The sequence below is a fragment of the Bradyrhizobium yuanmingense genome, assembly GCF_900094575.1.
Taxonomy (GTDB): Bacteria; Pseudomonadota; Alphaproteobacteria; order Rhizobiales; family Xanthobacteraceae; genus Bradyrhizobium; species Bradyrhizobium yuanmingense.
This window is the reverse complement of the sequence record NZ_FMAE01000002.1, coordinates 104,228-125,645: the sequence shown is the minus strand read 5'-3', so window position 1 is coordinate 125,645 and position 21,418 is coordinate 104,228. Positions and strand designations below refer to the sequence as shown.

The 21,418-nt window shown below is 65.6% G+C and carries 23 protein-coding genes; 5 read left to right on the top strand and 18 right to left on the bottom strand.

The window, feature by feature from the left end:
* Positions 1 to 18: 18 nt before the first annotated feature.
* From GA0061099_RS05640 to rimP, 3 genes are read right to left on the bottom strand one after another with little or no spacing between them, the layout of a single operon-like run.
* On the bottom strand, positions 19 to 702 hold the full coding sequence (locus tag GA0061099_RS05640) for an RNA-binding protein (protein ID WP_025032907.1): 684 nt from the start codon (positions 700 to 702) through the stop codon (positions 19 to 21).
* Between the two features lie 23 nt (positions 703 to 725).
* Entirely contained in the window at positions 726 to 2,336 is a 1,611-nt protein-coding gene (nusA, locus tag GA0061099_RS05635; RefSeq protein WP_036024506.1) for a transcription termination factor NusA, read from the bottom strand.
* Between the two features lie 2 nt (positions 2,337 to 2,338).
* Positions 2,339 to 3,094, bottom strand: coding sequence for a ribosome maturation factor RimP (gene rimP / locus GA0061099_RS05630; protein WP_036024509.1), 756 nt, complete (start codon positions 3,092 to 3,094; stop codon positions 2,339 to 2,341).
* A gap of 355 nt (positions 3,095 to 3,449) precedes the next feature.
* Here rimP and GA0061099_RS05625 point away from each other — a divergent pair, with 355 nt between their 5' ends.
* On the top strand, positions 3,450 to 4,532 hold the full coding sequence (locus GA0061099_RS05625; RefSeq protein ID WP_036024512.1) for a DUF2336 domain-containing protein: 1,083 nt from the start codon (positions 3,450 to 3,452) through the stop codon (positions 4,530 to 4,532).
* Between the two features lie 125 nt (positions 4,533 to 4,657).
* On the opposite strand, the gene trmB is transcribed toward GA0061099_RS05625, so the two are convergent.
* The 13 genes from trmB to GA0061099_RS05560 all read right to left on the bottom strand — a co-directional run bounded on the left by trmB (position 4,658) and on the right by GA0061099_RS05560 (position 16,571).
* On the bottom strand, positions 4,658 to 5,371 hold the full coding sequence (trmB, locus tag GA0061099_RS05620; RefSeq protein ID WP_036024514.1) for a tRNA (guanosine(46)-N7)-methyltransferase TrmB: 714 nt from the start codon (positions 5,369 to 5,371) through the stop codon (positions 4,658 to 4,660).
* The gene (locus GA0061099_RS05615) at positions 5,368 to 6,525 is read right to left on the bottom strand and encodes a M20 family metallopeptidase (RefSeq protein WP_036024516.1); all 1,158 of its coding nucleotides are present in this window, start codon (positions 6,523 to 6,525) and stop codon (positions 5,368 to 5,370) included. The genes trmB and GA0061099_RS05615 overlap by 4 nt, the downstream gene beginning before the upstream one ends.
* A gap of 85 nt (positions 6,526 to 6,610) precedes the next feature.
* The gene (locus tag GA0061099_RS05610) at positions 6,611 to 7,024 is read right to left on the bottom strand and encodes a helix-turn-helix domain-containing protein (protein WP_018319423.1); all 414 of its coding nucleotides are present in this window, start codon (positions 7,022 to 7,024) and stop codon (positions 6,611 to 6,613) included.
* A 219-nt stretch (positions 7,025 to 7,243) separates the two neighbouring features.
* On the bottom strand, positions 7,244 to 8,857 hold the full coding sequence (gene lnt, locus GA0061099_RS05605; RefSeq protein WP_036024517.1) for an apolipoprotein N-acyltransferase: 1,614 nt from the start codon (positions 8,855 to 8,857) through the stop codon (positions 7,244 to 7,246).
* On the bottom strand, positions 8,854 to 9,972 hold the full coding sequence (locus GA0061099_RS05600) for a hemolysin family protein (RefSeq protein WP_036024519.1): 1,119 nt from the start codon (positions 9,970 to 9,972) through the stop codon (positions 8,854 to 8,856). Before GA0061099_RS05600 ends, lnt begins: the two co-directional genes overlap by 4 nt.
* A 1-nt stretch (position 9,973) precedes the next feature.
* Positions 9,974 to 10,483: an rRNA maturation RNase YbeY gene (ybeY, locus tag GA0061099_RS05595; protein ID WP_036024539.1), complete on the bottom strand. Its 510-nt coding sequence runs from the start codon at positions 10,481 to 10,483 to the stop codon at positions 9,974 to 9,976.
* Positions 10,484 to 10,541: 58 nt separating this feature from the next.
* Positions 10,542 to 11,537 carry a PhoH family protein gene (locus GA0061099_RS05590; protein ID WP_036008958.1) on the bottom strand — a complete coding sequence of 332 codons (996 nt, stop codon included), beginning with the start codon at positions 11,535 to 11,537 and terminating at the stop codon, positions 10,542 to 10,544.
* Between the two features lie 64 nt (positions 11,538 to 11,601).
* Entirely contained in the window at positions 11,602 to 12,996 is a 1,395-nt protein-coding gene (miaB, locus tag GA0061099_RS05585) for a tRNA (N6-isopentenyl adenosine(37)-C2)-methylthiotransferase MiaB (protein ID WP_036024522.1), read from the bottom strand.
* Between the two features lie 189 nt (positions 12,997 to 13,185).
* Positions 13,186 to 13,866, bottom strand: a complete 681-nt coding sequence (locus GA0061099_RS05580; protein WP_036024524.1) for an HAD family hydrolase — start codon at positions 13,864 to 13,866, stop codon at positions 13,186 to 13,188.
* A 53-nt stretch (positions 13,867 to 13,919) separates the two neighbouring features.
* A complete protein-coding gene (locus GA0061099_RS05575) occupies positions 13,920 to 14,375 on the bottom strand; it encodes a Fur family transcriptional regulator (RefSeq protein ID WP_036024527.1) in 456 nt (151 codons plus the stop codon).
* A gap of 39 nt (positions 14,376 to 14,414) precedes the next feature.
* Positions 14,415 to 14,900 carry a ribosomal protein S18-alanine N-acetyltransferase gene (gene rimI, locus GA0061099_RS05570; protein WP_036008947.1) on the bottom strand — a complete coding sequence of 162 codons (486 nt, stop codon included), beginning with the start codon at positions 14,898 to 14,900 and terminating at the stop codon, positions 14,415 to 14,417.
* The gene (gene tsaB / locus GA0061099_RS05565) at positions 14,897 to 15,592 is read right to left on the bottom strand and encodes a tRNA (adenosine(37)-N6)-threonylcarbamoyltransferase complex dimerization subunit type 1 TsaB (RefSeq protein ID WP_036024529.1); all 696 of its coding nucleotides are present in this window, start codon (positions 15,590 to 15,592) and stop codon (positions 14,897 to 14,899) included. Before tsaB ends, rimI begins: the two co-directional genes overlap by 4 nt.
* Positions 15,593 to 15,929: 337 nt before the next feature.
* Positions 15,930 to 16,571: a carbonic anhydrase gene (locus tag GA0061099_RS05560; protein WP_036008941.1), complete on the bottom strand. Its 642-nt coding sequence runs from the start codon at positions 16,569 to 16,571 to the stop codon at positions 15,930 to 15,932.
* A 101-nt stretch (positions 16,572 to 16,672) separates the two neighbouring features.
* On the opposite strand from GA0061099_RS05560, the gene GA0061099_RS05555 reads away from it, so the two are divergent.
* Positions 16,673 to 17,554 carry an HpcH/HpaI aldolase/citrate lyase family protein gene (locus GA0061099_RS05555; RefSeq protein ID WP_036024530.1) on the top strand — a complete coding sequence of 294 codons (882 nt, stop codon included), beginning with the start codon at positions 16,673 to 16,675 and terminating at the stop codon, positions 17,552 to 17,554.
* Between the two features lie 41 nt (positions 17,555 to 17,595).
* Here GA0061099_RS05555 and GA0061099_RS05550 read toward each other — a convergent pair whose 3' ends face one another.
* Positions 17,596 to 18,408, bottom strand: coding sequence for a Crp/Fnr family transcriptional regulator (locus GA0061099_RS05550; RefSeq protein WP_036024531.1), 813 nt, complete (start codon positions 18,406 to 18,408; stop codon positions 17,596 to 17,598).
* Positions 18,409 to 18,546: 138 nt separating this feature from the next.
* On the opposite strand from GA0061099_RS05550, the gene GA0061099_RS39805 reads away from it, so the two are divergent.
* Entirely contained in the window at positions 18,547 to 18,735 is a 189-nt protein-coding gene (locus GA0061099_RS39805; protein WP_141697564.1) for a hypothetical protein, read from the top strand.
* A gap of 51 nt (positions 18,736 to 18,786) precedes the next feature.
* On the opposite strand, the gene GA0061099_RS05545 is transcribed toward GA0061099_RS39805, so the two are convergent.
* Positions 18,787 to 19,542: an SDR family NAD(P)-dependent oxidoreductase gene (locus tag GA0061099_RS05545; RefSeq protein ID WP_036008930.1), complete on the bottom strand. Its 756-nt coding sequence runs from the start codon at positions 19,540 to 19,542 to the stop codon at positions 18,787 to 18,789.
* A 194-nt stretch (positions 19,543 to 19,736) separates the two neighbouring features.
* Here GA0061099_RS05545 and GA0061099_RS05540 point away from each other — a divergent pair, with 194 nt between their 5' ends.
* Entirely contained in the window at positions 19,737 to 20,630 is an 894-nt protein-coding gene (locus tag GA0061099_RS05540) for an AraC family transcriptional regulator (protein WP_036024533.1), read from the top strand.
* 11 nt (positions 20,631 to 20,641) lie between these two features.
* On the top strand, positions 20,642 to 21,415 hold the full coding sequence (locus GA0061099_RS05535) for an N-acyl homoserine lactonase family protein (protein ID WP_081492926.1): 774 nt from the start codon (positions 20,642 to 20,644) through the stop codon (positions 21,413 to 21,415).
* The last annotated feature ends 3 nt before the right edge of the window (positions 21,416 to 21,418 follow it).

Here is a 21,418-nt window from a genome sequence, read left to right as displayed (position 1 = left end):
TCGGGTCGTCGTTGTCTCTCAGAAATCCTGGCCGGGTTTTTCGGCAGTCTTGTCGTCGTCCGCCATCCGGTATCGGACCAGGATCTGGCTACGTGACAGGAATGACTTGCTCGCCGGGCCCGCGAGCAGGGCAGCATGTATCACATTTGACCGGGTCAGTGCCAAATCCAATTCTACCGATTTCAGAGCGGTGACGACGGGAATCTGCGCCTTAGCACCGCGATTCCCGGCATTCTGACGCGCCAGCATGTCCAATTTGCGGATTCCGTCCGCGGCCCCGTCGCTGGCATGGATCAGGACCTCGACCGTTCCTTCCCGGAGGGCGCTCTCGACCTTGCCGAAGCCGGCCACGACCTGACCCGCCTTGGCGGCGATCCCAAGGGCTTCGGTCACGCTCCGGACCAGGAGCGCCTCGATGTCGGTGGGAAGCGTCTGAGGGATGCGCAGCTCGCGCTTGAAGGCCTTGCTAAATTGGTGACGCCGCACCGCTTCCGCAACCGTCTTGCGGGAGGCGGTGAGCCACATCCCGCGTCCGGGCAGCTTGCGCTTGAGATCGGGAACTATTTGTCCGTCAGGCGATGCAACGAAGCGGATCAGCTCGTCGATCGGCCGGACCTCGCGGCTGACCGCGCACATGCGCATGGTCGCGGACCTTTCGGTCCGCGGGCCATGGTCAAGTTCGAGGTCGGAATCTGCAAGCATCCGGGCGACATTCTCCTTTGCCCTTAAGCCGGTTGATCTTCGGTCGCCTCGGCCTCCTCGGTGGGCTTGGCGAGATCGGCTTCGGTGATCCAGCCGGCCTTGACGCGGGCCTGCATGATCATCGCTTCGGCGTCGTCACGGGAGATGTCGATGCCGTCGAGCGCGCCGGCGTGCTTGGTCGGCTCGCTGCCTTCCTTGCGCTCGGTCCAGCCGACCAGATCGTCGGTGGCGCAGCCGGCGAGGTCCTCGACGCTCTTGATGTCGTTCTCGCCGAACTTCACCAGCATCTTCGAGGTCACGCCGGGCACGTCCTTGAGCGCGTCCTCGACGCCGAGCTCCTTGCGCCTCGCCTCGAGCTCGGCTTCCTGCTGCTCCAGATATTCGCGGGCGCGATTCTGCAGCTCCTGCGCGGTCTCCTCGTCGAAGCCCTCGATGCCGGCGAGCTCCTTGACGTCCACCATCGCGAGCTCCTCGACCGAGGTGAAGCCCTCGGACGCCAGCAGCTGGCCGACCACTTCGTCGACGTTAAGCGATTCCATGAAGACCCGGGTCGAGTTCTCGAAGTCGGCCTGGCGGCGCTCCGATTCCTCCTGCTCGGTCAGGATGTCGATATCCCAGCCGGTGAGCTGCGAGGCCAGGCGCACGTTCTGGCCGCGGCGGCCGATCGCGAGCGAGAGCTGGTTGTTGGTGTCGGGCACCACGACCTCGATGCGCTCGCGGTCCTCGTCGATCACGACCTTGGAGACTTCCGCCGGCGCCAGCGCGTTGACCACGAAGGTCGCGATGTCGGGCGACCATGGAATGATGTCGATCTTCTCGCCCTGCAGCTCGTTGACCACGGCCTGCACGCGCGAGCCGCGCATGCCGACGCAGGCGCCGACCGGATCGACCGAGGAATCGCGGGAAATCACGCCGATTTTCGCGCGCGAGCCCGGATCGCGGGCCACCGCCTTGATCTCGACGATGCCGTCATAGATCTCCGGCACTTCCTGCGCGAACAGCTTCGCCATGAACTGGGGATGGGTGCGGGAGAGGAAGATCTGCGGGCCTCTCGTCTCGCGGCGGACGTCGAAGATGTAGGCGCGAACGCGGTCGCCGTTGCGGAACACCTCGCGCGGCAGCATCTCGTCGCGGCGGATGATGGCTTCGCCGCGGCCGAGATCGACGATCACGCTGCCATATTCGACGCGCTTGACGACGCCATTGACGATGTCGCCGATGCGGTCCTTGAATTCCTGGTACTGCCGGTCGCGCTCGGCCTCGCGCACCTTCTGCACGATGACCTGCTTGGCCGATTGCGCGGCGATGCGGCCATATTCCAGCGGCGGCAGGGTGTCGGCGATGGTGTCGCCGACCTGGGCGCCGGGATTGGCGCGCTGCGCGTCCACCAGCGAGATCTGGTTGGAGTGATTCTCGACCTTGTCGACCACCAGCATGTGGCGCGACAGCCGCAGCTCGCCCTTCTTCGGGTCGATCTCGGCATGAACGTCAGTCTCGCTGCCGTAACGTGCGCGCGCCGCCTTGGCGATGGCGTCCTCCATCGCCGCGATGACGATGCCGCGGTCGATCGACTTTTCGCGTGCGACGGCGTCGGCGATCTGAAGCAATTCGAGTCGGTTGGCGCTGACTGCCATGGCTAGTCTCCTTGGTCAGGCTCGATCTCGCCGCGCCGCGCGCGTTCGGCGGCAAGGCGATGTTTCTTCGTGTTGGTCGGGGCCGGCTTCTTCTTCGGCTTGGTGTTCTTGGTGGTCTTCTCGCTGATCCTGGCGTGCGGCGCCTGCGGCGGCTCGAGACCGAGATTGCGCCGCATCTCGCGCGCCTCGGCCTTGCCGCGGCGCATGGATTCGGCGATCAGCTCGTCGGTCAGCACCAGCCGGGCATCGCCGATATCCTCCATGGTCAGGAGAACGTCGGCATCGTCGCCAGCCTTGGCATCGTCGCGATGCAGATGCACGCGGTCGCCCTCGACGGCGCCGAGCGTGCCGCGGAAGCGCTTGCGCCCCTCATGCGCGACCGCCATCTCGATCTTCACCAGGTGCCCGGAATAGCGCTCGAAATCGGAGCGGCGCACCAGCGGGCGGTCGATTCCCGGCGAGGAGATCTCGAGCCGATAGGCGCGGTCGATGGGATCGGCGACGTCGAGCACGGGCGACAGCGCCCGCGAGATCGCCTCGCAATCCTCGATCTGCATCGAGCCGTCCGGCCGCTCGGCCATGATCTGCACGGTGCAGCCGGCCTCGCCGGAAATGCGGATCCGGACCAGGCGGTAGCCCATGCCCTGCAGCACGGGAGCTGCCACCGCGGACACCCGTGCCGCGACGCCGGGCTCGACCACGAGCCGCGGCTCGGCCAGCAATTCGGCATCCGTGGAACCAGGGTTCGGTTCGGTCATGTCCAGGGTCAGAGCGCTCGATGGTTAAGGCTTGGTTACGATGTCAAAGCCCGCTTCGGAACTTTCCCGACGACGCGTCGGGCGCATCTCCCGCCGAGCCGCGTTCAGGTAATAAAAAAGAGCGGGTCCTTGCGGGCCCACTCTCACTACGCGGATCGTATGAGAAGATGAATTGGCGCTGATATAGCGCTTTCTTAACCCCCGGACAAGGCCCATTGCAGCGGGAACGGGGCCTTTTTGCGCCCGTCGGACCCTGCGCAACGCTTCCTTCATCAAGCAGGCCTAGATTCCCCGATTGTGGGGCGGCTTGGACCAAGGGCGCACCCGCGGCGTGCCCCGTTCGAGTTGCGTTTTCATGACCGTTGCCACGTCGCTCATTCCTGGACTGGACGATATCGTCAAGCGCGGCGACCCGAGGCGTCGTGGCGAGATCGCGCGCGCCATTTCCCAGCTGTTCTTCCAGGACGCGGAAAAGCTCCGCCCTGAACTGATCGATCTCTTCGACAATCTCCTGGTCGATCTCGTCCCGCATGCCGAGCTGGCCTCGCGCGCCGATCTGGCCGAGCGTTTCTCGCGCCTGAACAACGCGCCGCCGCACCTCGTCAATCAGCTCGCGCGCGAAAACGAGATCGCGGTCGCCGGCCCCGTGCTGCGCCGCTCGCCAGTGCTCGACGACGCGGCTCTGGTCGAGATCGCGCGGTTGAAGGGCCAGGGTCATCTGTTGGCGATGACTGAGCGTCCAGCTTTGTCTCCCGCCGTCACCGACGTGCTGGTCGAGCGCGGCGATCGCGACGTGGTGCGCCGTGCCGCCGCCAATGCCGGTGCGGTGTTCTCGCCGGGCAGCTATTCCGAGATGATCAAGCGCGCGGCGCAGGACGGCGTGCTGACGCTGAAGATCGGCCAGCGCAACGACCTTTCCGGCGAGCACCTGAAGCAGCTGCTCGATGGCACGCTCGACGTCATCCGCCGCCGCCTCTCCACCGTGGTCAATCCCGCGCGCCAGGTCGAGATCAAGCGCGCGATGGCGGCGATCGAGGAGGCCGCATTGCCGCCGGGTCCGCGCCGCGACTACTCCGCGGCACAGCACACCGTGCTGACCTTGCGGCGCGAGGGCCATCTCGGCGAGAGCGCGCTGCTCGGCTTCGCCAAGGCGCACAAATACGAGGAATCGGTCGCCGCGCTGTCGGCGATGTCGGGCGTTCGCCTCCAGGTCCTCGACCGCCTGATCGCAGGCGACCGCTACGATCCGCTTCTGATCCTCGGCCGCGTGCTGAGCCTCGGCTGGCCCACGGTGCGCGCGCTCATCCTGCTCTGGTACGGCTCGAACCGCACGCCGGCCGATGCCGATATCGAGGCCGCGCGTCTGAACTTCACACGCCTGATGCCGGCCACCGCCGAACGCGTCGTGAATTTCTGGCGCAACCGGCAGACGATCTAGCGTCCCACTCCGTCATTGCGAGCGAAGCGAAGCAATCCAGAACTCGTTCCGCGAAAACGCTCTGGATTGCTTCGTCGCCAGCGCAAATTGCCTTGCAATTTGTCGCGGGCTCCTCGCAATGATGGCTAACCCACCCGCCTGAACCGCAGATAAGCCGCCTTGCGTCCCTCGCGCGCGGCCTTTCGGCCGTAGCGCGTCATGGTGTAGCCCGGCCATGGAAGCCGGAAATCGTCGGCGCGTTCGGCCAGCCAGACGAAGTCCTGCGAGCGCGCAAGATGCGACAGTGTCCAGGCGCAGTAATCGTCGATGTCGCAGACGAAGCGGAATTCGCCGCCTCGCTTGAGCACGCGCGCCATCGCCGCGATGGTGCGGTCCTGGACGAAGCGCCGCTTCCAGTGTCGCCGCTTCGGCCAGGGATCGGGATGGATCAGGTCGATCCGCGACAGCGACTCCTTGGGCAGCCAGGCCAAGAGCTCGGCGGCATCGCCCGCGAACAGGCGGATGTTGCCGATGTTGGCCGCCTCGATCTGCGCGAGGATCTTGGCCATGCCGTTGACATAGGGCTCGCAGCCGATGAAGCCGGTGGCAGGAAAGTTTTGTGCCTCGGCCGCGAGATGCTCGCCGCCGCCGAAGCCGATCTCGAGCCTGACGTCGTCGGCTGCGGGATCGAAGATGTCGCGGGCGTCCGCCGGCGCCTCACCGTCGATATCGAGGGCAAGATGCGGCAGCAGCTGCTCGATCAAGCCGGCCTGGTGTTGCCTCAGCTTGTGGCCCTTGCGGCGCCCGAAGAAGGCGCGCTCGCTGTCGTCGCGGTCGGGGCTTGATTTACGTTCGCTCATCGCAGCGTCTGATAAAGCCGATGGAGCAGCCGCGCGCGTGGGGCCAGCGAGGAGACATAGAGCTGCTCATAATGGGTGTGTGCACCCTTGCCGTCGACGCCGAGCCCGTCGAGCGTTGCGGTGAAGGGAGCGGTGAAATTGCCGTCCGAGCCGCCGCCGGTGTGGGTGTCGATCAGCTCGAAGCCGATCTCGCCGGCGAGCGTCTTGGCATGCTCGTACAGCGAAGCTCCCGCATTGCTCTTCTCGTAAGGCGGCCGGTTGAGCTCGCCCGTGACCGTGACGGTGACGCCATCGGTCTTCGAGGTCAAAGAGAGAATCTTGCCGACGAACTCGTCCGCGTCCTTGAGGCTCACGACGCGCAGATCGACTTCGGCATAGGCCTCCTCGGGCGTGACGTTGGGGCGCGTGCCGCCGCGCACCACGCCGACATTGACGGTCACGCCGCGCGCAACATCGTTCATTCCTTCCAGCGCCAGGATGACGTTGCCGAGTTCGCGAACGGCGCTGCGGCCGTCTTCGGGCCGCGAGCCGGCATGCGCGGGCACGCCCTTGATGAATACCCGGAAGCGTCCGACGCCCTTGCGCCCGGTGACGATCTTGCCGCCGTCGCGCGCCGGCTCGGTCACCAGCACGTATTTGGCGTTGCGCCCTTCCTGCTCGATCAGCGCACGCGAGGTCGGGCTGCCGATCTCCTCGTCGGAGGTGAACAGATGCGTGATGCCGAGCGGCGAGCGATCGCCCGTCGCGCAAAGCGCGCGGAAGGCGTGGTGGGCGATGTAGGCGCCGCCCTTCATGTCGTAGATGCCCGGACCGAACGCGACGTCGCCTTCGACCTTGAACGGCAGGCGCTCGATGAAGCCGATGGGATGGACGGTATCGAGATGGCTCAGCACCAGGATGCCCGGCTGATCCTGCCCCCAATTCGTGCGCGCCACGAGATGATCGCCGCAGCCGTCCGTGCCGGCGATGCGCTCGAGCGTGACGGGCAGGTCGCCGTATTGCTCCGCGACCACGGAGACCAGCTTGTTGACCTGTTCAGGTGCTTCCGTCGGCGTCTCGATCTCCACCCAGCGGCGGATGCCATCGAGAATAGTTTGTGAATCGAACCAATTGGAGCCGGTCATGGACGCATCTGTGCCTTTGAATCGCATCATCGAAGCGGACGCGCATCAAAGCGCGGTCGTAAATGACGACATAGGCCAGATTTGATGCAGTCTCAAATCGCGGGGGACATGAGCTTCAACGCTTGTCCGGACCTTCGCGGGCCGCAATCTGCTCGACGAGATCGACGATCGAGCGGCGCATCTTCGAATCAGTGATTCGCGTGAACGCCTTGGTCAAAGCGAGCCCTTCGGAGGTGGCGAGAAAGTCCGAGACGTAAGAGGGCGAGGCGCCTTCGCTGAAGCCATCCGGACCCGGCACGCCGCTCGGGCCGCCCTCGAACAGGAAGGACACCGGCACCTGCAGAATCTCCGCGATCTGCTGGATGCGGCTTGCGCCGACCCGGTTGGTGCCCTTCTCGTACTTCTGAATCTGCTGGAAAGTCAGGCCCAAAGCTTCACCGAGCTTCTCCTGGCTCATGCCCAACATGATGCGGCGCATGCGCACGCGACTGCCGACATATTTGTCAACAGGGTTGGGCGCTTTCGACATTTCCTCAGCCCTCCAAACACCACCTTCGGCGCAATGATCAAGCATGCCTCGGGTGCAGCACCGTCAAAATCAAACCCTGTTATTGGGAAACATTGCGGAGAAATTTAGCAATGCACCGCCATCTTTCGCAGCCGGTGCAGAATGGGGAGCCCGCGTGCAGTCTGTCAACCGTGGGACTACGGTTGTCAAAGGATTCCGGCCGCTGCGGCGGCGGTGCGATCAGGGCTGGCGTTTGCCTATTCGTCGGCGGACCGCCAGCAGCACGGCCACCGCGACGAGCATGATTGCGGGCACATCACCCACCCGTGCATAAACGGTCGGTGGGATCGCGGCCGGCAGGTTTGCGTCCAAAATGCCTTCGAGGCCGAGACCGAGGCTCGCGACCGTGCGGCCGACCGGATCGATCACTGCGGAGATGCCGGTATTGGCCGAGCGGACCAGCGGCAATCCGAGCTCGATCGCGCGCATCCGCGACTGCTCCAGGTGCTGGTAGGGACCGGTCGAGATGCCGAACCAGCCGTCATTGGTCAGGTTCACGATCCAGCCCGGACGTTCGTTGCGTGCAGCCACTTCGTCGGGAAAGATCGCCTCGTAGCAGATCAGCGGCAACGCGGGCGGCGCGCCGGCAACGGGGAGCGCATGCCGCACGGTGCCTGGAATGAAGCCGCCGCGCACACGCGTCAGTTGCTCGAAACCGAGCTTCTCCATCAACGACTGGTACGGAAGAAATTCTCCGAACGGTACCAGATGCAGCTTGTCGTAGACGGCGAGCACGCTGCCGTCGTGGTCGATCACGTAGATCGAGTTGTAGGCGCGCGTGATCGGCGTGCCCCGCGGCACATCGGGCGCGCGGACCGATCCCGTGACCAGCACCGTGCCCTTCGGTAACAGATCGGCGATTTGCGCCATCGCGTCGGCTTCGCGGGTCAGGAAGAACGGAAAGGCGGATTCCGGCCAGATCAGGATGGTGGCATCGCGCACGCCGGTCGATTGCGGGCCGGAGGCGCGGTCCGACAGCGCAAGGTACTTCTTCATCACCTCCGGCTTGGCGGCATAGTTGAATTTCTCGTCCTGCTGCAGGTTGGGCTGCATCAGGCGCAGCTTGGCGCCGGATACGATCGTGGTCGGATGCAGCGACAGGCGGATTGCGCCAAAGATGCTCATGACGAGCAGGAGCGCGACGGCCGCGGCCGGCACCCGCCATTGCAGGCGCCGATCCGGCGTGCGGTCGATCAGCGTCGCCGGGCTCGCGAAGATCACAATCGTCAGGAACGTCACGCCCCACAGGCCGATCAGCGAGGCCGTCTGCGCCAGCGGCAATGGCTCGGACAGCGCATAGCCGAACGCGTTCCAGGGAAAGCCGGTCAGCGCATGGCCGCGCAGCCATTCGCTGATGGTGAGGCTCGCTGCGAGCGCCAGCACGCGCGTGGCGTTCTTGCTCCAGAGCAGGCGCGCCAGCGCAAAGCCGATCGCCGTGAAGATCGAAAGATAGGCCGGCAGGCCCAGCACCGCGAACGGCGTCAGCCAGGCGAATGTGTCGGCTTCGACGAAGAAGGCGTAGCCGATCCAGTAGAGGCCGGGCACGAAATAGCCGAGCCCGAACCAGTAGCCGGTCAGGGCGGCGGCGGGCACGCCGCCATAGCGGCCGGCCCCGGCGCCGTCGATCAGCCAGACCAGCACCGGGAAGGTGACGAACAGCACCGGAAAGAGGTTGAACGGCGCCAGCGCCAGCACCGACAGCGCTCCGGCCGCCATGGCGACGACTGCGCGCTGCCATCCCCAGGTAAGGATGATGGCGAGCGCAATTTGCCGAAGGCGCTGCGATGGGCTCACTGCGAGGCGGCCCCGTCGCGCGGCGGCGATGTCGGCGTGTCGCTGGCCGGCGCTTGTCCGCTCTCCGGCGTGGCTTCACGCCGCCGGCTCTCGCGCTGGGTGCGGGGCGCCGGGCGTTCCTTCCGCGTCGCGATGCGCAGCCGCTTGACGCGGCGCGGATCGGCATCGAGCACCTCGACCTCGTAATTGCCGGGGCCCGAGATCACCTCGCCGCGCACCGGCAGGCGCCCGACGAAGCTGACGAGATAGCCGCCCAGCGTCTCCACCTCCTCGCCTGCCTCGCCGGTGACGAAATCCTCGCCGATCACCGAGCGGACGTCGTCGAGGCTGGCGCGGGCGTCGGCGATGAAGGCGTTGTCGGGCAGGCGCACGATCGAGGGCGGCTCGTCGCTATCGTGCTCGTCGTCGATCTCACCGACGATCTGCTCGACGATGTCCTCGATCGAGACCAGCCCGTCGCTGCCGCCATATTCATCGACCACCAGCGCCAGATGGATGCGCGAGGCCTGCATCTGCGCGAGCAGGTCGATCGCCCGCATCGACGGCGGCACGTAGAGCAGCTTGCGGATGATGTGCGCCTCGTGAAGCGGCAGCGCGAGATCGACCGCGCGCAAATCGAGCCCGGCCGGCAGCGGCTTCTTGCGCTTGGTCTTGGTGGCTTCCGACACGCGGGCGCGCGCGGTCATGAAGGCGAGCAAATCGCGGATGTGGACGATGCCGACGGGATCGTCGAGCGTCTCGTTGAAGACGACGAGGCGCGAATGGCCGGCGCTCTCGAAGCGGTCCATCAATTCCCCGAGCGGGATGTCGCGTTTCACCGCGACGATGTCGGCGCGATGCACCATGACGTCGGCGATGCGGCGCTCGTGCAGGCTGAGGATGTTGCGCAGCATGGTGCGCTCGACCGCGGAGAAGCCGGTGTCGTCGGGCGTCGAGGCGTCGAGCACGACCTGGAGGTCGTCGCGCACCGACCCCGCCTTCCAGCCGAACAGCGTGCGGAAGGCGCGCAGCAGCCAGCTTTCGGCGCTCGGGCGCAGCACCTCGCCCGGCGTCACCACAACCGGCAAATTGGCCGTGGTGCGGGGATTGTCGTGGGTAGGCTCGGAATCCGGCATCTCAGTGCGTCCCCGGGCGGTCGGCATAGGGATCGGGGATGCCGAGATGGGCGAGGATATCGGTTTCGAGCGCTTCCATCTCCTCGGCGTCGCCCTCGTTCTCGTGGTCGTAGCCGATCAGGTGCAGGAAGCCGTGCACGGCGAGGTGGCTCAGATGATGGTCGAACGGCTTGTGCTCCTCGTCCGCCTCGCGCCGCATGGTCTCATAGGCGATCGCGATATCGCCGAGCATGCGCGGGGCATCGCCCGGCTTCCACGCGCCCTCCGGCTGCAGCGCCGGGAACGACAGCACGTTGGTCGGCTTGTCGATGCCGCGCCAGTTGCTGTTGAGCGTGCGGATGCCGGCATCATCGGTCAGCATCACGGCCACTTCGGCGTCGGCAACATCCTCGTCGACGCTCTCGGCGGCCGCCGCCAGTGCGCGCTGGATCACGGCTTCGGAATCGGGCTCGCGCTGCCAGCAATCGGCGACGACGAGGACCTCGGTCATGGGAAGGTTGGAATGGGACATTGTGTTGTCTCGGACGAAGGCGCGGTGCTCGCGCCCTCTTTGGTCCGGTGTTGCCTCGTCAGGATTGACCGGTGGCCGGCCGCTGCGGCGGCCCTTCATAGGCGGCGACGATCCGCGCCACGAGCTCGTGGCGGATCACGTCCTCCGCCTTGAAATGAACCTGGGCGATGCCCTCGACGCCGCTCAGGAGGCGGGTCGCCTCGGCCAGGCCCGAGGTCTGGCCGTTCGGCAGGTCGATCTGCGAGGGATCGCCCGTCACGATCATGCGGCTGTTCTCGCCGAGACGCGTCAGGAACATCTTCATCTGCATCGACGTGGTGTTCTGGGCCTCGTCCAGGATGATGGCGGCGTTGGTCAGGGTGCGGCCGCGCATGAAGGCGAGCGGCGCGATCTCGATCTCGCCGGTCTGCAGCGCGCGCTCGACGATGCGCGCATCCATGAGGTCGTAGAGCGCATCGTAGATCGGCCGCAGATAAGGGTCGACCTTCTCGCGGAGATCGCCGGGCAGAAAGCCGAGCCGCTCGCCGGCTTCCACCGCCGGGCGCGACAGGATGATCTTGTCGACCTCCTTGCGCTCGAACAGCTGCGCGGCATGCGCGACGGCGAGCCAGGTCTTGCCGGTGCCGGCGGGGCCGATGCCGAACACCAGCTCGTGCCGCTTCAGCGCGCGGATGTAGGAATCCTGCGCCGCCGTGCGTGCCCGCACCGGACGCTTGCGCAAGTTGATGCTGTCGAAGGTCGATTTGGCCGATTTGGCGTCGAACTCGAACAGCGAGCCCTGCGCGATCACGGCGCGGATCGCGCCCTCTACCTCGCCCTGGTCGAGATCGTGCCCCTTCGCGGCCTGCGCGTAGAGCATCTCCAGCACGCGGCGCGCAGCGTCGCAGCCGTCGCGGGTGCCGCCGATTGTGATGTGGTTGCCCTTGGAATCGACGATGACGCCGAGCCGCCGCTCGATCTGCGCCAGGTGCTGGCCGTAGGGGCCGACCAGCGCGGAAGCGGCGCGGTTGTCGTCGAAGTCGATGACGACCTGGGTCTCGGGCGGAACTTGCATGTCGCGGTCAAATTTGCGGCTGGGAGCGAACGAAGACGAATCCGATGCGCTTTTGGGCAAGGGTTCAGGCTCCACTGGCTTGCGATAAAGCGGGCTCGCGCGCCTTGCGCGGCATCACGAGCTCGCCGAGAAAACTGTAGCGCTCAAGGCTGTCGATTCTGACAGGCAGGATCTGTCCAATGATGTCGGGCGCGGCCATTACGTGGGCGGGCTGGAGGTAGGCGGTGCGGCCCACGATCTGGCCCTCCTTGCGCGCCGGACGCTCGAACAGCACGTCGACCGTTGAGCCAATCGCGGCCTTGTTGAAGGCCGATTGCTGGCTGTCGATCAGTTCCTGGAGCCGCTCCAATCGCTGGTCCATCTCGGCGGGGGACACCGTCTCCTGCATGTCCGCGGCCGGCGTTCCCGGCCGGGCGGAGTATTTGAACGAATAGGCCGCAGCGTAGCCGATTTGCGTGACAAGCGCGAGGGTGGCGAGAAAATCTTGCTCGTTCTCGCCGGGGAAGCCGACGATGAAATCCGATGAAAAAGCAATGTCTTGGCGTGCGGTACGAAAACGGTCGATGACCCGCCGGTAATCATCGGCGGTATGTTTGCGGTTCATGGCCGCCAAAATGCGGTCCGAGCCCGACTGCACCGGCAGGTGCACGAACGGCATCAGGGCACCGAGATCGCGATGGGCCGCGATCAGGCTGTCATCGACGTCGCGGGGGTGGCTGGTCGAATAGCGCAGCCGCGCGATGCCGGGAATCGCCGCCAGATGTTCGAGCAGCCGGCCGAGCGGCCAGGTTTGTCCGTCCGGCCCCTCGCCGTGATAGGCGTTGACGTTCTGCCCGATCAGCGTGAGCTCGCGCACGCCGTTGTCAGCGAGCCGCTTCACGTCCTCGACGATCTTCGCCACGGGGCGCGAGACTTCGGCGCCGCGCGTGTAAGGCACGACGCAGAAGGTGCAGAACTTGTCGCAGCCTTCCTGCACCGTGACGAAGGCGGAAATGCCGCGCGCGCGGATCGCGTCCGGCTTCGGCTGGGCCAGGAAGCCGAACTTGTCGGCGGCGGGAAATTCGGTCTCGATCGCGCGGCCTTCGCCCTCGGCGCGCTTCAACAGCTCCGGCAGATGATGATAGCTCTGCGGTCCCACCACGACGTCGACGACAGGCGCGCGCCGCACGATCTCCTCGCCCTCGGCCTGCGCCACGCAGCCCGCCACCGCGATCTGCATCGCGCGGCCTGCACGCGCGGCCTCGTCCTTGGCGACGCGTAGCCGGCCGAGCTCGGAATAGACCTTCTCCGAGGCCTTCTCGCGGATATGGCAGGTGTTGAGGATGACGAGGTCGGCATCCTCCGCGCTCGCCGTCTCCACGAATCCTTCCGGGGCCAGCGTGTCCACCATGCGCTGGGCATCGTAGACGTTCATCTGGCAGCCATATGATTTGATGTGCAGCTTGCGCGGCGGCGTCATGGAACCCGAAATGGAGCTGGAGGACGGCCCTCAGATATAGGCTGGAGGGCCGAAAATCCAGCGAATGGAGCCATTTCCGCCTGTCATTCCGGGGCGCGACGCAGTTGCGAACCCGGAATCCAGAGTTTTGCTGCGAGATTCCGGGTTCACGCGCCCACGCGTGCCCCGGAATAACGGTCTGGGCGAAAATCAGCCCGCCAGAGCGTCCGCCTCAACCCGCCGGACCAGTTCCGGCAATTGCCGCATATCGTCGAATGTCAGGTTGGCGCCTGCGGCGCGCAACCGTTCGGCGTGGCCCGGCGGGCAGTGGCCGCCGCCATGAAAGCCGAGCACGGTCATCCCGGCGGCGTGCGCGCCTGTGACCCCGGGGACGCTGTCCTCGATCACGAGACACCGCTCGGGTGGGACCTTCATCTGCGCCGCGGCGAAGAGGAACAAATCGGGCGCGGGCTTGCCGCGCGCGACTTGGTTGGCGGAAAAGATGTTCGGGGCGAGCAGGTCGTAGAGCCCGGCGCAGGTCAAGCCGTGGTGGATCTTGTCCGGCGTGCCGCTCGACGCAACGCATTTGGGCAGGTCGATCGCGGCGATTGCTGCCGCGACATGGATGATCGGCTGCAGATCGCTGGCGTAGGATTGCAGCGTGGCCGCATTGATCTGCTGCTCCAGATCGTCGGGAAGACTGCGGCCGATCTCCTGTTCGACCATCCGCCGCGCGTCTTTCTCGGACACGCCGAGAAATCGGACCAGCACCTGCTCCGACGTGATCGGATAGCCGTGCTTCGTCAGCACGTCTGCATGCGCGCGACAGGAGATCACCTCGCTGTCCACTAGCACGCCGTCGCAATCGAAGATGATGAGGTCGATGGGCATTAAGGCATGACCCGGAAAAGTGTGAAGCGGTTTTCCGACCAGGTCATGCCCAATCAAGACGTCGGCTTGTCGTCGTCGAGCGGGACGCAATAGAGCTCGAGCCGGTGATCGACCAGGCGATAGCCGAGCTTGCGGGCGATCTCGGCCTGCAGCTTCTCGATCTCCTCGGAGGTGAACTCGATCACCTTGCCGTCGCGCAGATTGATGAGGTGGTCGTGATGGCTGTCGCGCATCTGCTCGTAACGCGCGCGGCCCTCGCGGAAATCGTGGCGTTCGATGATGCCGGCGTCCTCGAACAGTTTCACGGTGCGATAGACCGTCGAGATCGAGATCTTGTCGTCGACCGCAACGCAGCGCCGGTACAGTTCCTCGACATCGGGATGATCGATCGCTTCGGCCAGCACGCGGGCGATGACGCGGCGCTGCTCGGTCATGCGCATGCCCGTTGCGGCGCAGCGCGCCTCGATCTCGGATGTCTTGGACGCAGAAGAATGTTTCAGTGTGGTCATAGCGTTGTCTGCCTGGGCGGGCGCTTTCTGCCACCGATGTTACGACAAGTCACGCCGCATCAGAAGGGCGTTCAATTGTTCCCCGTTGGGCTGCTTATAGTAGCGATCGCGGCGTCCGACCACCACGAATCCGGCTCGATCGTAAAGCCGCCGCGCCGGCTGGTTGTTCTCCTCCACTTCCAGAAATATGGTGCGTACGCCGCGCCCGGCGAGGTGGCCGAGATGGGTCATCAGCAGCGTGCGGGAGAGGCCGCGGCCGCGATAAGCCCCGTCCACCGCGATCGAGAGAATCTCCGCTTCGTCCGCGCCGATCCGCGACACCGCAAAGCCGATCGTCTTGCGGCCGAGCCGCAAGCGATGCACCAGCGTGTTGCGCTCGCTCATCATGCTCTCGAACTCGCCTTCGCCCCAGCCGTGCGCGAAGGAGGCGCCGTGCAGCTGCGCGAGGCGCGCGGCATCGCGCATGGTCGCGGGCTCGACGGCGGCGGTGCCGCCGCGCCACCACTCCGACAGCCATCCCATCATGAGGTCGCGGCTTGTGCTGCGAGCAGCGTCCGTGCTGCCGGCTTGGCGTCGGGCGCTTTCAGATAGAACGGCCGCGCCGGATTGGTGTCGGGATTGGCCGCCGCGCCGAGCCAGGCGACCCAGCTGATGTCGGGCGCGGGCTGCGCGTCGACCGCGACGGGTTGCGGTCCGTCCTTCGGCCAGCGACCTGCGAGGATCCCGGCGGCATTGCCGACCAGATGCGGCGCGCCGAATTGCGAGGCCGCGATCGCCGCGTCGATGGAGGCGACACAGGGGCGCACCAGCTGGCTGCCGTCGCCGGCGACGATCTGGAAATAGACGTGATCGTGCCGCGCATCGATCGCAGAGATCACCGGCACCGTTCCGCTCTTGGCGACGACCCCAGCGGCATAGGCCGACAGCGTCGTCAGCCCGACCGCCGGCCGTTTCGCCGCAAGCGCAAGGCCCCGCGCCGCCGAGATGCCGACGCGCAGGCCGGTGAAGCTGCCGGGCCCGACCGTGACGGCGATGCGGTCGAGCGAGGTGAAGGAAAGGCGGGCCGATTGCATCACGCGCGCGATCATCGGCATCAGCGCCTCGGCATGGCCGCGCTTCATCAGCTGCGATTCCCGTGCGAGGAGCTCGCCGGCGTCGGTGTCGAGAACGGCGGCCGCGCAGGCTTCGAGCGCAGTATCGATGGCAAGGATCAGCATGATGGAGCAAATGGCGAGTGGCGAATGGAGAACACTCTAGCGAACCAGGCGCCTGTCCGCCATTCGTCAGGCAGGATTTGCACTTCCGATATGCCCTATTGCGCAAGGAGGGCTATCGCATTTGAGAGTTTTTCCCTGCGGCCATCCTTCGAGACGCCCGCTTGGGCGGGCTCCTCAGGATGAGGGCGGAGTGCGCGGCAACAGTTTCAAGGAGCACTGACGCTGACTAGCCTCATCCTGAGGAGGCGCGTAAGCGCCGTCTCGAAGGACGAGGCGTGCGCACGCCCGCTGCCACAAATCATATGCGATAGCCCCGCATTTCGCAGGGTGGGCAGGATTATCCCTCGCGTGCGTTCCTGAATTCCTTAGTCGCCTTGTCCAGCACGAACAGCGACCCCTCCGCCACGCCGAAATAGGCGCCGTGGGTCTGCATCCGGCCGCTCTCAACGGCCTTGCGGACGAACGGGAAGGTCATCAGGTTTTCCAGGCTGCGGAACACGGCGGCCTTCTCGATGCGCTCGACGAATTGCGCCATGGTCTCGTGCTCGCGCTGCTCGACCACCTCGCCCGGCTTGATGAACATCTGCATCCAGCGGCCGATGAAGTCGCCGGGCGTGAGCGGCTCGATCTTGTCGATGAAGGCGCGGATGCCGCCGCATTGGGCGTGGCCGAGCACCACGATGTGCTTCACCTTCAGCACCGTCACCGCAAACTCCAGCGCTGCCGAGACGCCGTGCGCGCCTTCGTCAGGCTGATAGGTCGGCACCAGATTGGCGATGTTGCGGACAACGAAGAGCTCGCCCGGTCCAGCGTCGAAGATCACCTCGGGGGAGACCCGGGAGTCGCAGCAGCCGATCACCATGGTCTCAGGCGACTGCCCTTTGACCGAGAGCTCGCGGTAGCGGTTCTGCTCGGTCGGCAGCCGCTGGGTGGCGAAGGCCTTGTAGCCTTCCAGCAAGTGCGTCGGGAATGTCGTCATGGGCCATGCCTAATCACATACCGCCAAGGCCGACAAGCCTTTCGAATGGGCAGGCCAAATGCTATCGGCTGGGGGACGACAGACCAGGAAGGAACGCCAGCATGACCCGCCCGCGCCGCAGCCATCTGTTCATGCCCGGCTCCAACCCGCGCGCGCTGGAAAAGGCGCGCAATCTCGCCGCCGACGGCCTGATCCTCGATCTCGAGGATTCCGTCGCCCCGGAGGCCAAGGCGGCGGCGCGCGACGGCATTGCGGCGGCGATCGCCGCCAAGGGTTTTGGCAGGCGCGAGGTCCTGATCCGGACCAACGGCCTCGATACGCCCTGGTGGCCAGATGACGCCGCCATGGCCGCCAAGGCCTCGCCGGACGGCATCCTGGTTCCAAAAGTTTCAAGCGTCGAGGATCTCGACGCCATCGGCCGCAAGCTGGCCGAGCTCGGCGCCGGGCCGACCGTCAAAGTCTGGGCCATGATCGAGACCGCGCGCGCCGTGCTGCATGCCGAGGAACTGGCCGCCGCCGGCCGCGATCCTTCGCGCCGTCTCTCGGGCTTCGTGTTCGGCCCGAACGACATCTCGCGCGAGACGCGGATCAGGATGCTGCCGGGCCGCGCCGCGATGATCCCGATGATCACCCATTGCATCCTGGCGAGCCGCGCGCACGGCCTCGAGATCCTCGACGGCCCCTACAGCGACATCGCAAATTCCGACGGTTTCGCCACCGAATGCGCGCAAGGCCGCGATCTCGGCTTCGACGGCAAGACGCTGATCCACCCCTCCCAGATCGACGCTTGCAACGCCATCTTCACCCCGCCGGAGGAGGAAGTCGCCCGCGCGCGAAAAATCATCGCGGCGTTCGAACTGCCGGAGAACGCCTCGCGCGGCGCGATCCGCCTCGATGGTGCGATGGTGGAGCGCCTGCACGCCGACATGGCCCGGCGCACGATCGCGATTGCGGACGCGATCGCTGCGATGGGGAAGGGCTGAGGCGCGAGATCCACTTCTCCACGCGCCGCAGGTTTTGCACTCTATCGTCCCGCCCGCGAAACGGCTTTGAATTCACCGCCTGCTCCGTGGGAGGCGGCGATGGCGCTTTGCCGGAATCGCGCATCGGCAGGCTGGGGCGCCGCCAATTCCTGGCAATACATTCGATCGATCGTGCGCTGCATGAGCGCATAGCAATCGCATGCGATCCTCTCGAGCCGCGACCGATGGATCTCGACAAACCCGCGCCGCTCGGACGGGATGGCGCCGGCCTCGCGTAGCTTGCTCATCGTCAAAGTCACCGTCGTCCGCCGGACCCCAACCAGTTGCGCCAGCGCCTCCTGCGTCACCGGAAGCAGGTCCTCGGGAACGCGGTCGTGAAGCTGCAGGAGCCACCGCGCCATGCGGCCATCCACCCGGTGCAGCGCGTTGCAAGCGGCGACATGCTGGAGCTGCAGCAACACGGCGCGGGCGTGGACCTGCACGACATTCCTGATCGCTGCGCTTTGCGCATGGGCAGCGCGAAATTTGGCGGCGGAAATCACCGATGCAGTGCCGGCTGTGCGGGCAATCGCGGTCACGGATGAAGGCGAGGGGCCGAGCACGGAGAACGAGGCCAAAGCGCCTTCGCGTCCCATCAAGCTGGTCGCGACCGTTTGCCCGTCCGGCATATCGAGCATGAAGGCGATCGCGCCGCTATGGGGAAAATAGACAGGGTCGAGTTCGTCGCCCGATCGCACCAGGACGGCATCGGGTTCGAACGAGACCTTCTGGAAGTGGGGCGTCAGCAAAGCGAGATCCGCGGGCGGCAGCGCCGCCAATAGCCGATTCCCGATGCCCTTGCGGTGGGCAGTCACGGTGTCCTCTGTTGAACGAGCACCCAACGAACGACGGGAATCATCTGTTTCATTCGCCATGATTATCCGAAATGCGAATTGCGGAACGGCAGCGATCCAAACAGAGCTAATAATCGAGATCAAGCACGGATATTTGCGGTGAGCTTTCCCCGCATCCTCGCCGCGCAAACAGTCATACTATTTACGCCCGTTGCCATCCGACGATGCGCACAAGCGAAAGCTCTGCTGTACGCTGCCATCAGCGGTCCGGCAGATGGTCGGGTCTTTCTCGGTGACGGTAGCGGTGACGAAATCGCGGATGCGATCGCGGTGATGCGGAAGGGCTGAGGGCTCGCACACTCCGTCGCCTCGCGACGGAGTGCGCCAATGCCGCCGCACTCAGATCGTCTGGCCGCCGGACACCTCGATGCGCTGGGCCGTAACCCAGCGATTCTCCGGACCGAGCAGGCTCGCGACCATCGGCCCGATGTCGTCGGGCACACCGACGCGGCCAAGCGCGGTCATTTGCGCGAACTGCTTGTTCAAATCCGGCACGTCGCGGACGGCGCCGCCGAGGAAGTCGGTCTCGATCGCGCCCGGCGCTACGACGTTGGCGGTGATGCCGCGTTCGCCGAATTCTTTTGCCATGTAGACGGTCAGAACCTCGATGGCGCCCTTGGCGGCGGCATAGGCCGAGAAGCCGGGGAAAGACACGCGCGTCAGCCCGCTCGAGAAGTTGACGATCCGGCCATTGTCGCCAAGCAGCGGCAGCAAGGCCTGCGTCAGAAAGAACGGCCCTTTGACATGGGTGTCGAAGAGTGCGTCGAACTGCTGCTCCGTCGTCTCGGCTATGGCGGCCATTTCGCCCTGGCCGGCATTGTTGACGAGATGATCGAACTTGTCGGCGTGCCAATGCTCCGCCAGCGCCGACGCGACTTTTGCGGCGAACGCCGGAAAGGTCGATACGGAGGTGACGTCGAGCTGGAGCGCGACCGCTTTTCGGCCGAGCGCCTCGATCTCGGTGACGACCTCGCGGGCGGCGGCGGCGCCGCTGCGATAGGTCACGATGACGTCGCCGCCGTGACGCGCGATGGCGATTGCGGTATTGCGGCCAAGGCCCCGGCTGGCGCCGGTGACGAGCGAAATGGTGGGCATTTGAGGCTTCCTCGTGAAGTTTCGGTGGGGCCTTTCTGCCTGTGATCGAGCATCCGGTGTTGCCGGATGCTCCGATCGTCTTGCCCAATCCTCCAGGAATGCGGCCGGCGGCAGCCTTGCCTGAAACTCCCGTCTTCTTGCCCGATCGCCCCTCGGCAATTGCCGGCATGCTTGGCGCGGCCTAGATTGGGCCCGTGACCGAAACGCTGCTCCAGATCGCCAGCCGTTACGCCGCAGCTCACGCCGACGGCAAAGGCCTTGCGTGCACGCCTTTCGCCGGCATCTCGATCATTCGTGAGACCGCGCCGAGCGCGCTCCAATTTGCGATCTCCAAGCCGCTGGTCGCTTTGGTGCTGCAAGGTGCCAAGCGTGTTGCGGTCGGCGCCACGTCGTTCGACCTGGGTGCGGGCGATTCGCTGGTGATCTCGAGCGACGTGCCGACGGTCAGCCAGATCACGCGCGCCACAGCCGCGGTGCCCTATTTGTCGCTCGTCGTCGAGCTCGATCCCATCGTCATCGAGGGGCTGGTCGTCGAGATGGGGGCCGCGCCTTATGTTCCGTCGCAGCCGCTTCGGGTCGAGCCAGCGGAGCGGGATGTGAGCGATGCGGCGCTGCGGTTGTTGCGCCTGATCGATCGGCCCTCGTCCGCCTCAATTCTCCAGAGCCAAGTGCTGCGGGAGCTGCATTATTGGCTATTGGCCGGTCGGCACGGTGGTGCCATCAGGGCGCTCGGTATGGCCGACAGCCATGCGCAGCGGATCGGCCGTGCGGTTGCGATCATTCGCGCCGACTATGCCAAACCTTTGCGTGTCGACCGGCTCGCCAAGGCCGCGGGGATGAGCCACTCGGCCTTTCACCTGCACTTTCGCAGCATCACGTCGCTGACCCCGCTTCAGTTCCAGAAGCAGTTGCGTCTGATCGAGGCGCGCCGCACCATGCTGGCCGATGGCGCGAGCATCGCGACCGCCTCTCATCGGGTCGGCTACGAAAGCGTTACGCAGTTCACGCGGGAATATTGCCGATTGTTCGGCATGCCGCCTGGGCGCGACATGCGCGAGGCGAAGCGGCGCGTCGAATCGGCGGCTTGAAGAGCTCTCACATGGCGACCATCGACCGGATCTACATCCTCGACGGAGGCATTGCTGAGGTCGAAGACGGTTCGATCTACTCTCCCGGTATCAATGTCGGCATTCCCATGACGTTGAGCTGCAATGCCTATCTCATCCGTCACCGCGGTGAGTGGCTGATCTGGGATACGGGAATAGCGGATGAGCTGGCGAAGCATCCGGAAGGACGGATCATCGCACACGGCATACGCGGCATCGTGCGCCGCCCTCTCGCGGATCAATTGGATGAAATCGGGGTGCGGCCCCGCGATATCGGCACGATCCTCCTCTCTCACGCGCATTTCGATCATATCGGAAATGTCGACCTGTTCGAAAACGCAAGATGGATCGCTCAACGGGCCGAGTTCGAAGCCATGTTCGGACCTGACCTCGACGAGTTCGGCTACTCACTGCCGCACTACGAGGCGTTGCAGGAGCGGCCTTTCGAGATTGTCGATGGCGACCACGACATATTTGGCGACGGCGCGGTGCGCATGATCTTCACGCCCGGCCATACCCCCGGGCATTGCTCGCTGCTGGTGAAGCTGCCGCGGCGCGGCGCCGTGCTGCTGAGCGGTGACGTCGCGCACAACCGGGAGAACCTCCGGCACATGCGCGTGCCGTCGTTCAATGCCGACCCGCAGGCGACGGTTGCGTCGATGGCCAAGGTGGTCGAGCTGCTACGCGTCGAGAACGCCGAAATCTGGATCAATCACGATACGGCGCAAAGCCAGGGGATGGCTTACGCGCCGAAATGGATCGAGTAGCGC

Excerpts from the sequence above, each read along its gene's own strand:
- trmB (WP_036024514.1), bottom strand. The coding sequence starts at position 5,371 with ATGAGCGAACGTAAATCAAGCCCCGACCGCGACGACAGCGAGCGCGCC.
- GA0061099_RS05640 (WP_025032907.1), bottom strand. The coding sequence starts at position 702 with ATGCTTGCAGATTCCGACCTCGAACTTGACCATGGCCCGCGGACCGAA.
- nusA (WP_036024506.1), bottom strand. The coding sequence starts at position 2,336 with ATGGCAGTCAGCGCCAACCGACTCGAATTGCTTCAGATCGCCGACGCC.
- GA0061099_RS05575 (WP_036024527.1), bottom strand. The coding sequence starts at position 14,375 with ATGACCACACTGAAACATTCTTCTGCGTCCAAGACATCCGAGATCGAG.
- rimP (WP_036024509.1), bottom strand. The coding sequence starts at position 3,094 with ATGACCGAACCGAACCCTGGTTCCACGGATGCCGAATTGCTGGCCGAG.
- GA0061099_RS05560 (WP_036008941.1), bottom strand. The coding sequence starts at position 16,571 with ATGACGACATTCCCGACGCACTTGCTGGAAGGCTACAAGGCCTTCGCC.
- GA0061099_RS05580 (WP_036024524.1), bottom strand. The coding sequence starts at position 13,866 with ATGCCCATCGACCTCATCATCTTCGATTGCGACGGCGTGCTAGTGGAC.
- GA0061099_RS05590 (WP_036008958.1), bottom strand. The coding sequence starts at position 11,537 with ATGCAAGTTCCGCCCGAGACCCAGGTCGTCATCGACTTCGACGACAAC.
- rimI (WP_036008947.1), bottom strand. The coding sequence starts at position 14,900 with ATGATGGGATGGCTGTCGGAGTGGTGGCGCGGCGGCACCGCCGCCGTC.
- tsaB (WP_036024529.1), bottom strand. The coding sequence starts at position 15,592 with ATGCTGATCCTTGCCATCGATACTGCGCTCGAAGCCTGCGCGGCCGCC.
- GA0061099_RS05615 (WP_036024516.1), bottom strand. The coding sequence starts at position 6,525 with ATGATGCGATTCAAAGGCACAGATGCGTCCATGACCGGCTCCAATTGG.
- GA0061099_RS05610 (WP_018319423.1), bottom strand. The coding sequence starts at position 7,024 with ATGTCGAAAGCGCCCAACCCTGTTGACAAATATGTCGGCAGTCGCGTG.
- GA0061099_RS05545 (WP_036008930.1), bottom strand. The coding sequence starts at position 19,542 with ATGCCCACCATTTCGCTCGTCACCGGCGCCAGCCGGGGCCTTGGCCGC.
- ybeY (WP_036024539.1), bottom strand. The coding sequence starts at position 10,483 with ATGTCCCATTCCAACCTTCCCATGACCGAGGTCCTCGTCGTCGCCGAT.
- miaB (WP_036024522.1), bottom strand. The coding sequence starts at position 12,996 with ATGACGCCGCCGCGCAAGCTGCACATCAAATCATATGGCTGCCAGATG.
- GA0061099_RS05555 (WP_036024530.1), top strand. The coding sequence starts at position 16,673 with ATGACCCGCCCGCGCCGCAGCCATCTGTTCATGCCCGGCTCCAACCCG.
- GA0061099_RS05535 (WP_081492926.1), top strand. The coding sequence starts at position 20,642 with ATGGCGACCATCGACCGGATCTACATCCTCGACGGAGGCATTGCTGAG.
- GA0061099_RS05600 (WP_036024519.1), bottom strand. The coding sequence starts at position 9,972 with ATGCCGGATTCCGAGCCTACCCACGACAATCCCCGCACCACGGCCAAT.
- GA0061099_RS05625 (WP_036024512.1), top strand. The coding sequence starts at position 3,450 with ATGACCGTTGCCACGTCGCTCATTCCTGGACTGGACGATATCGTCAAG.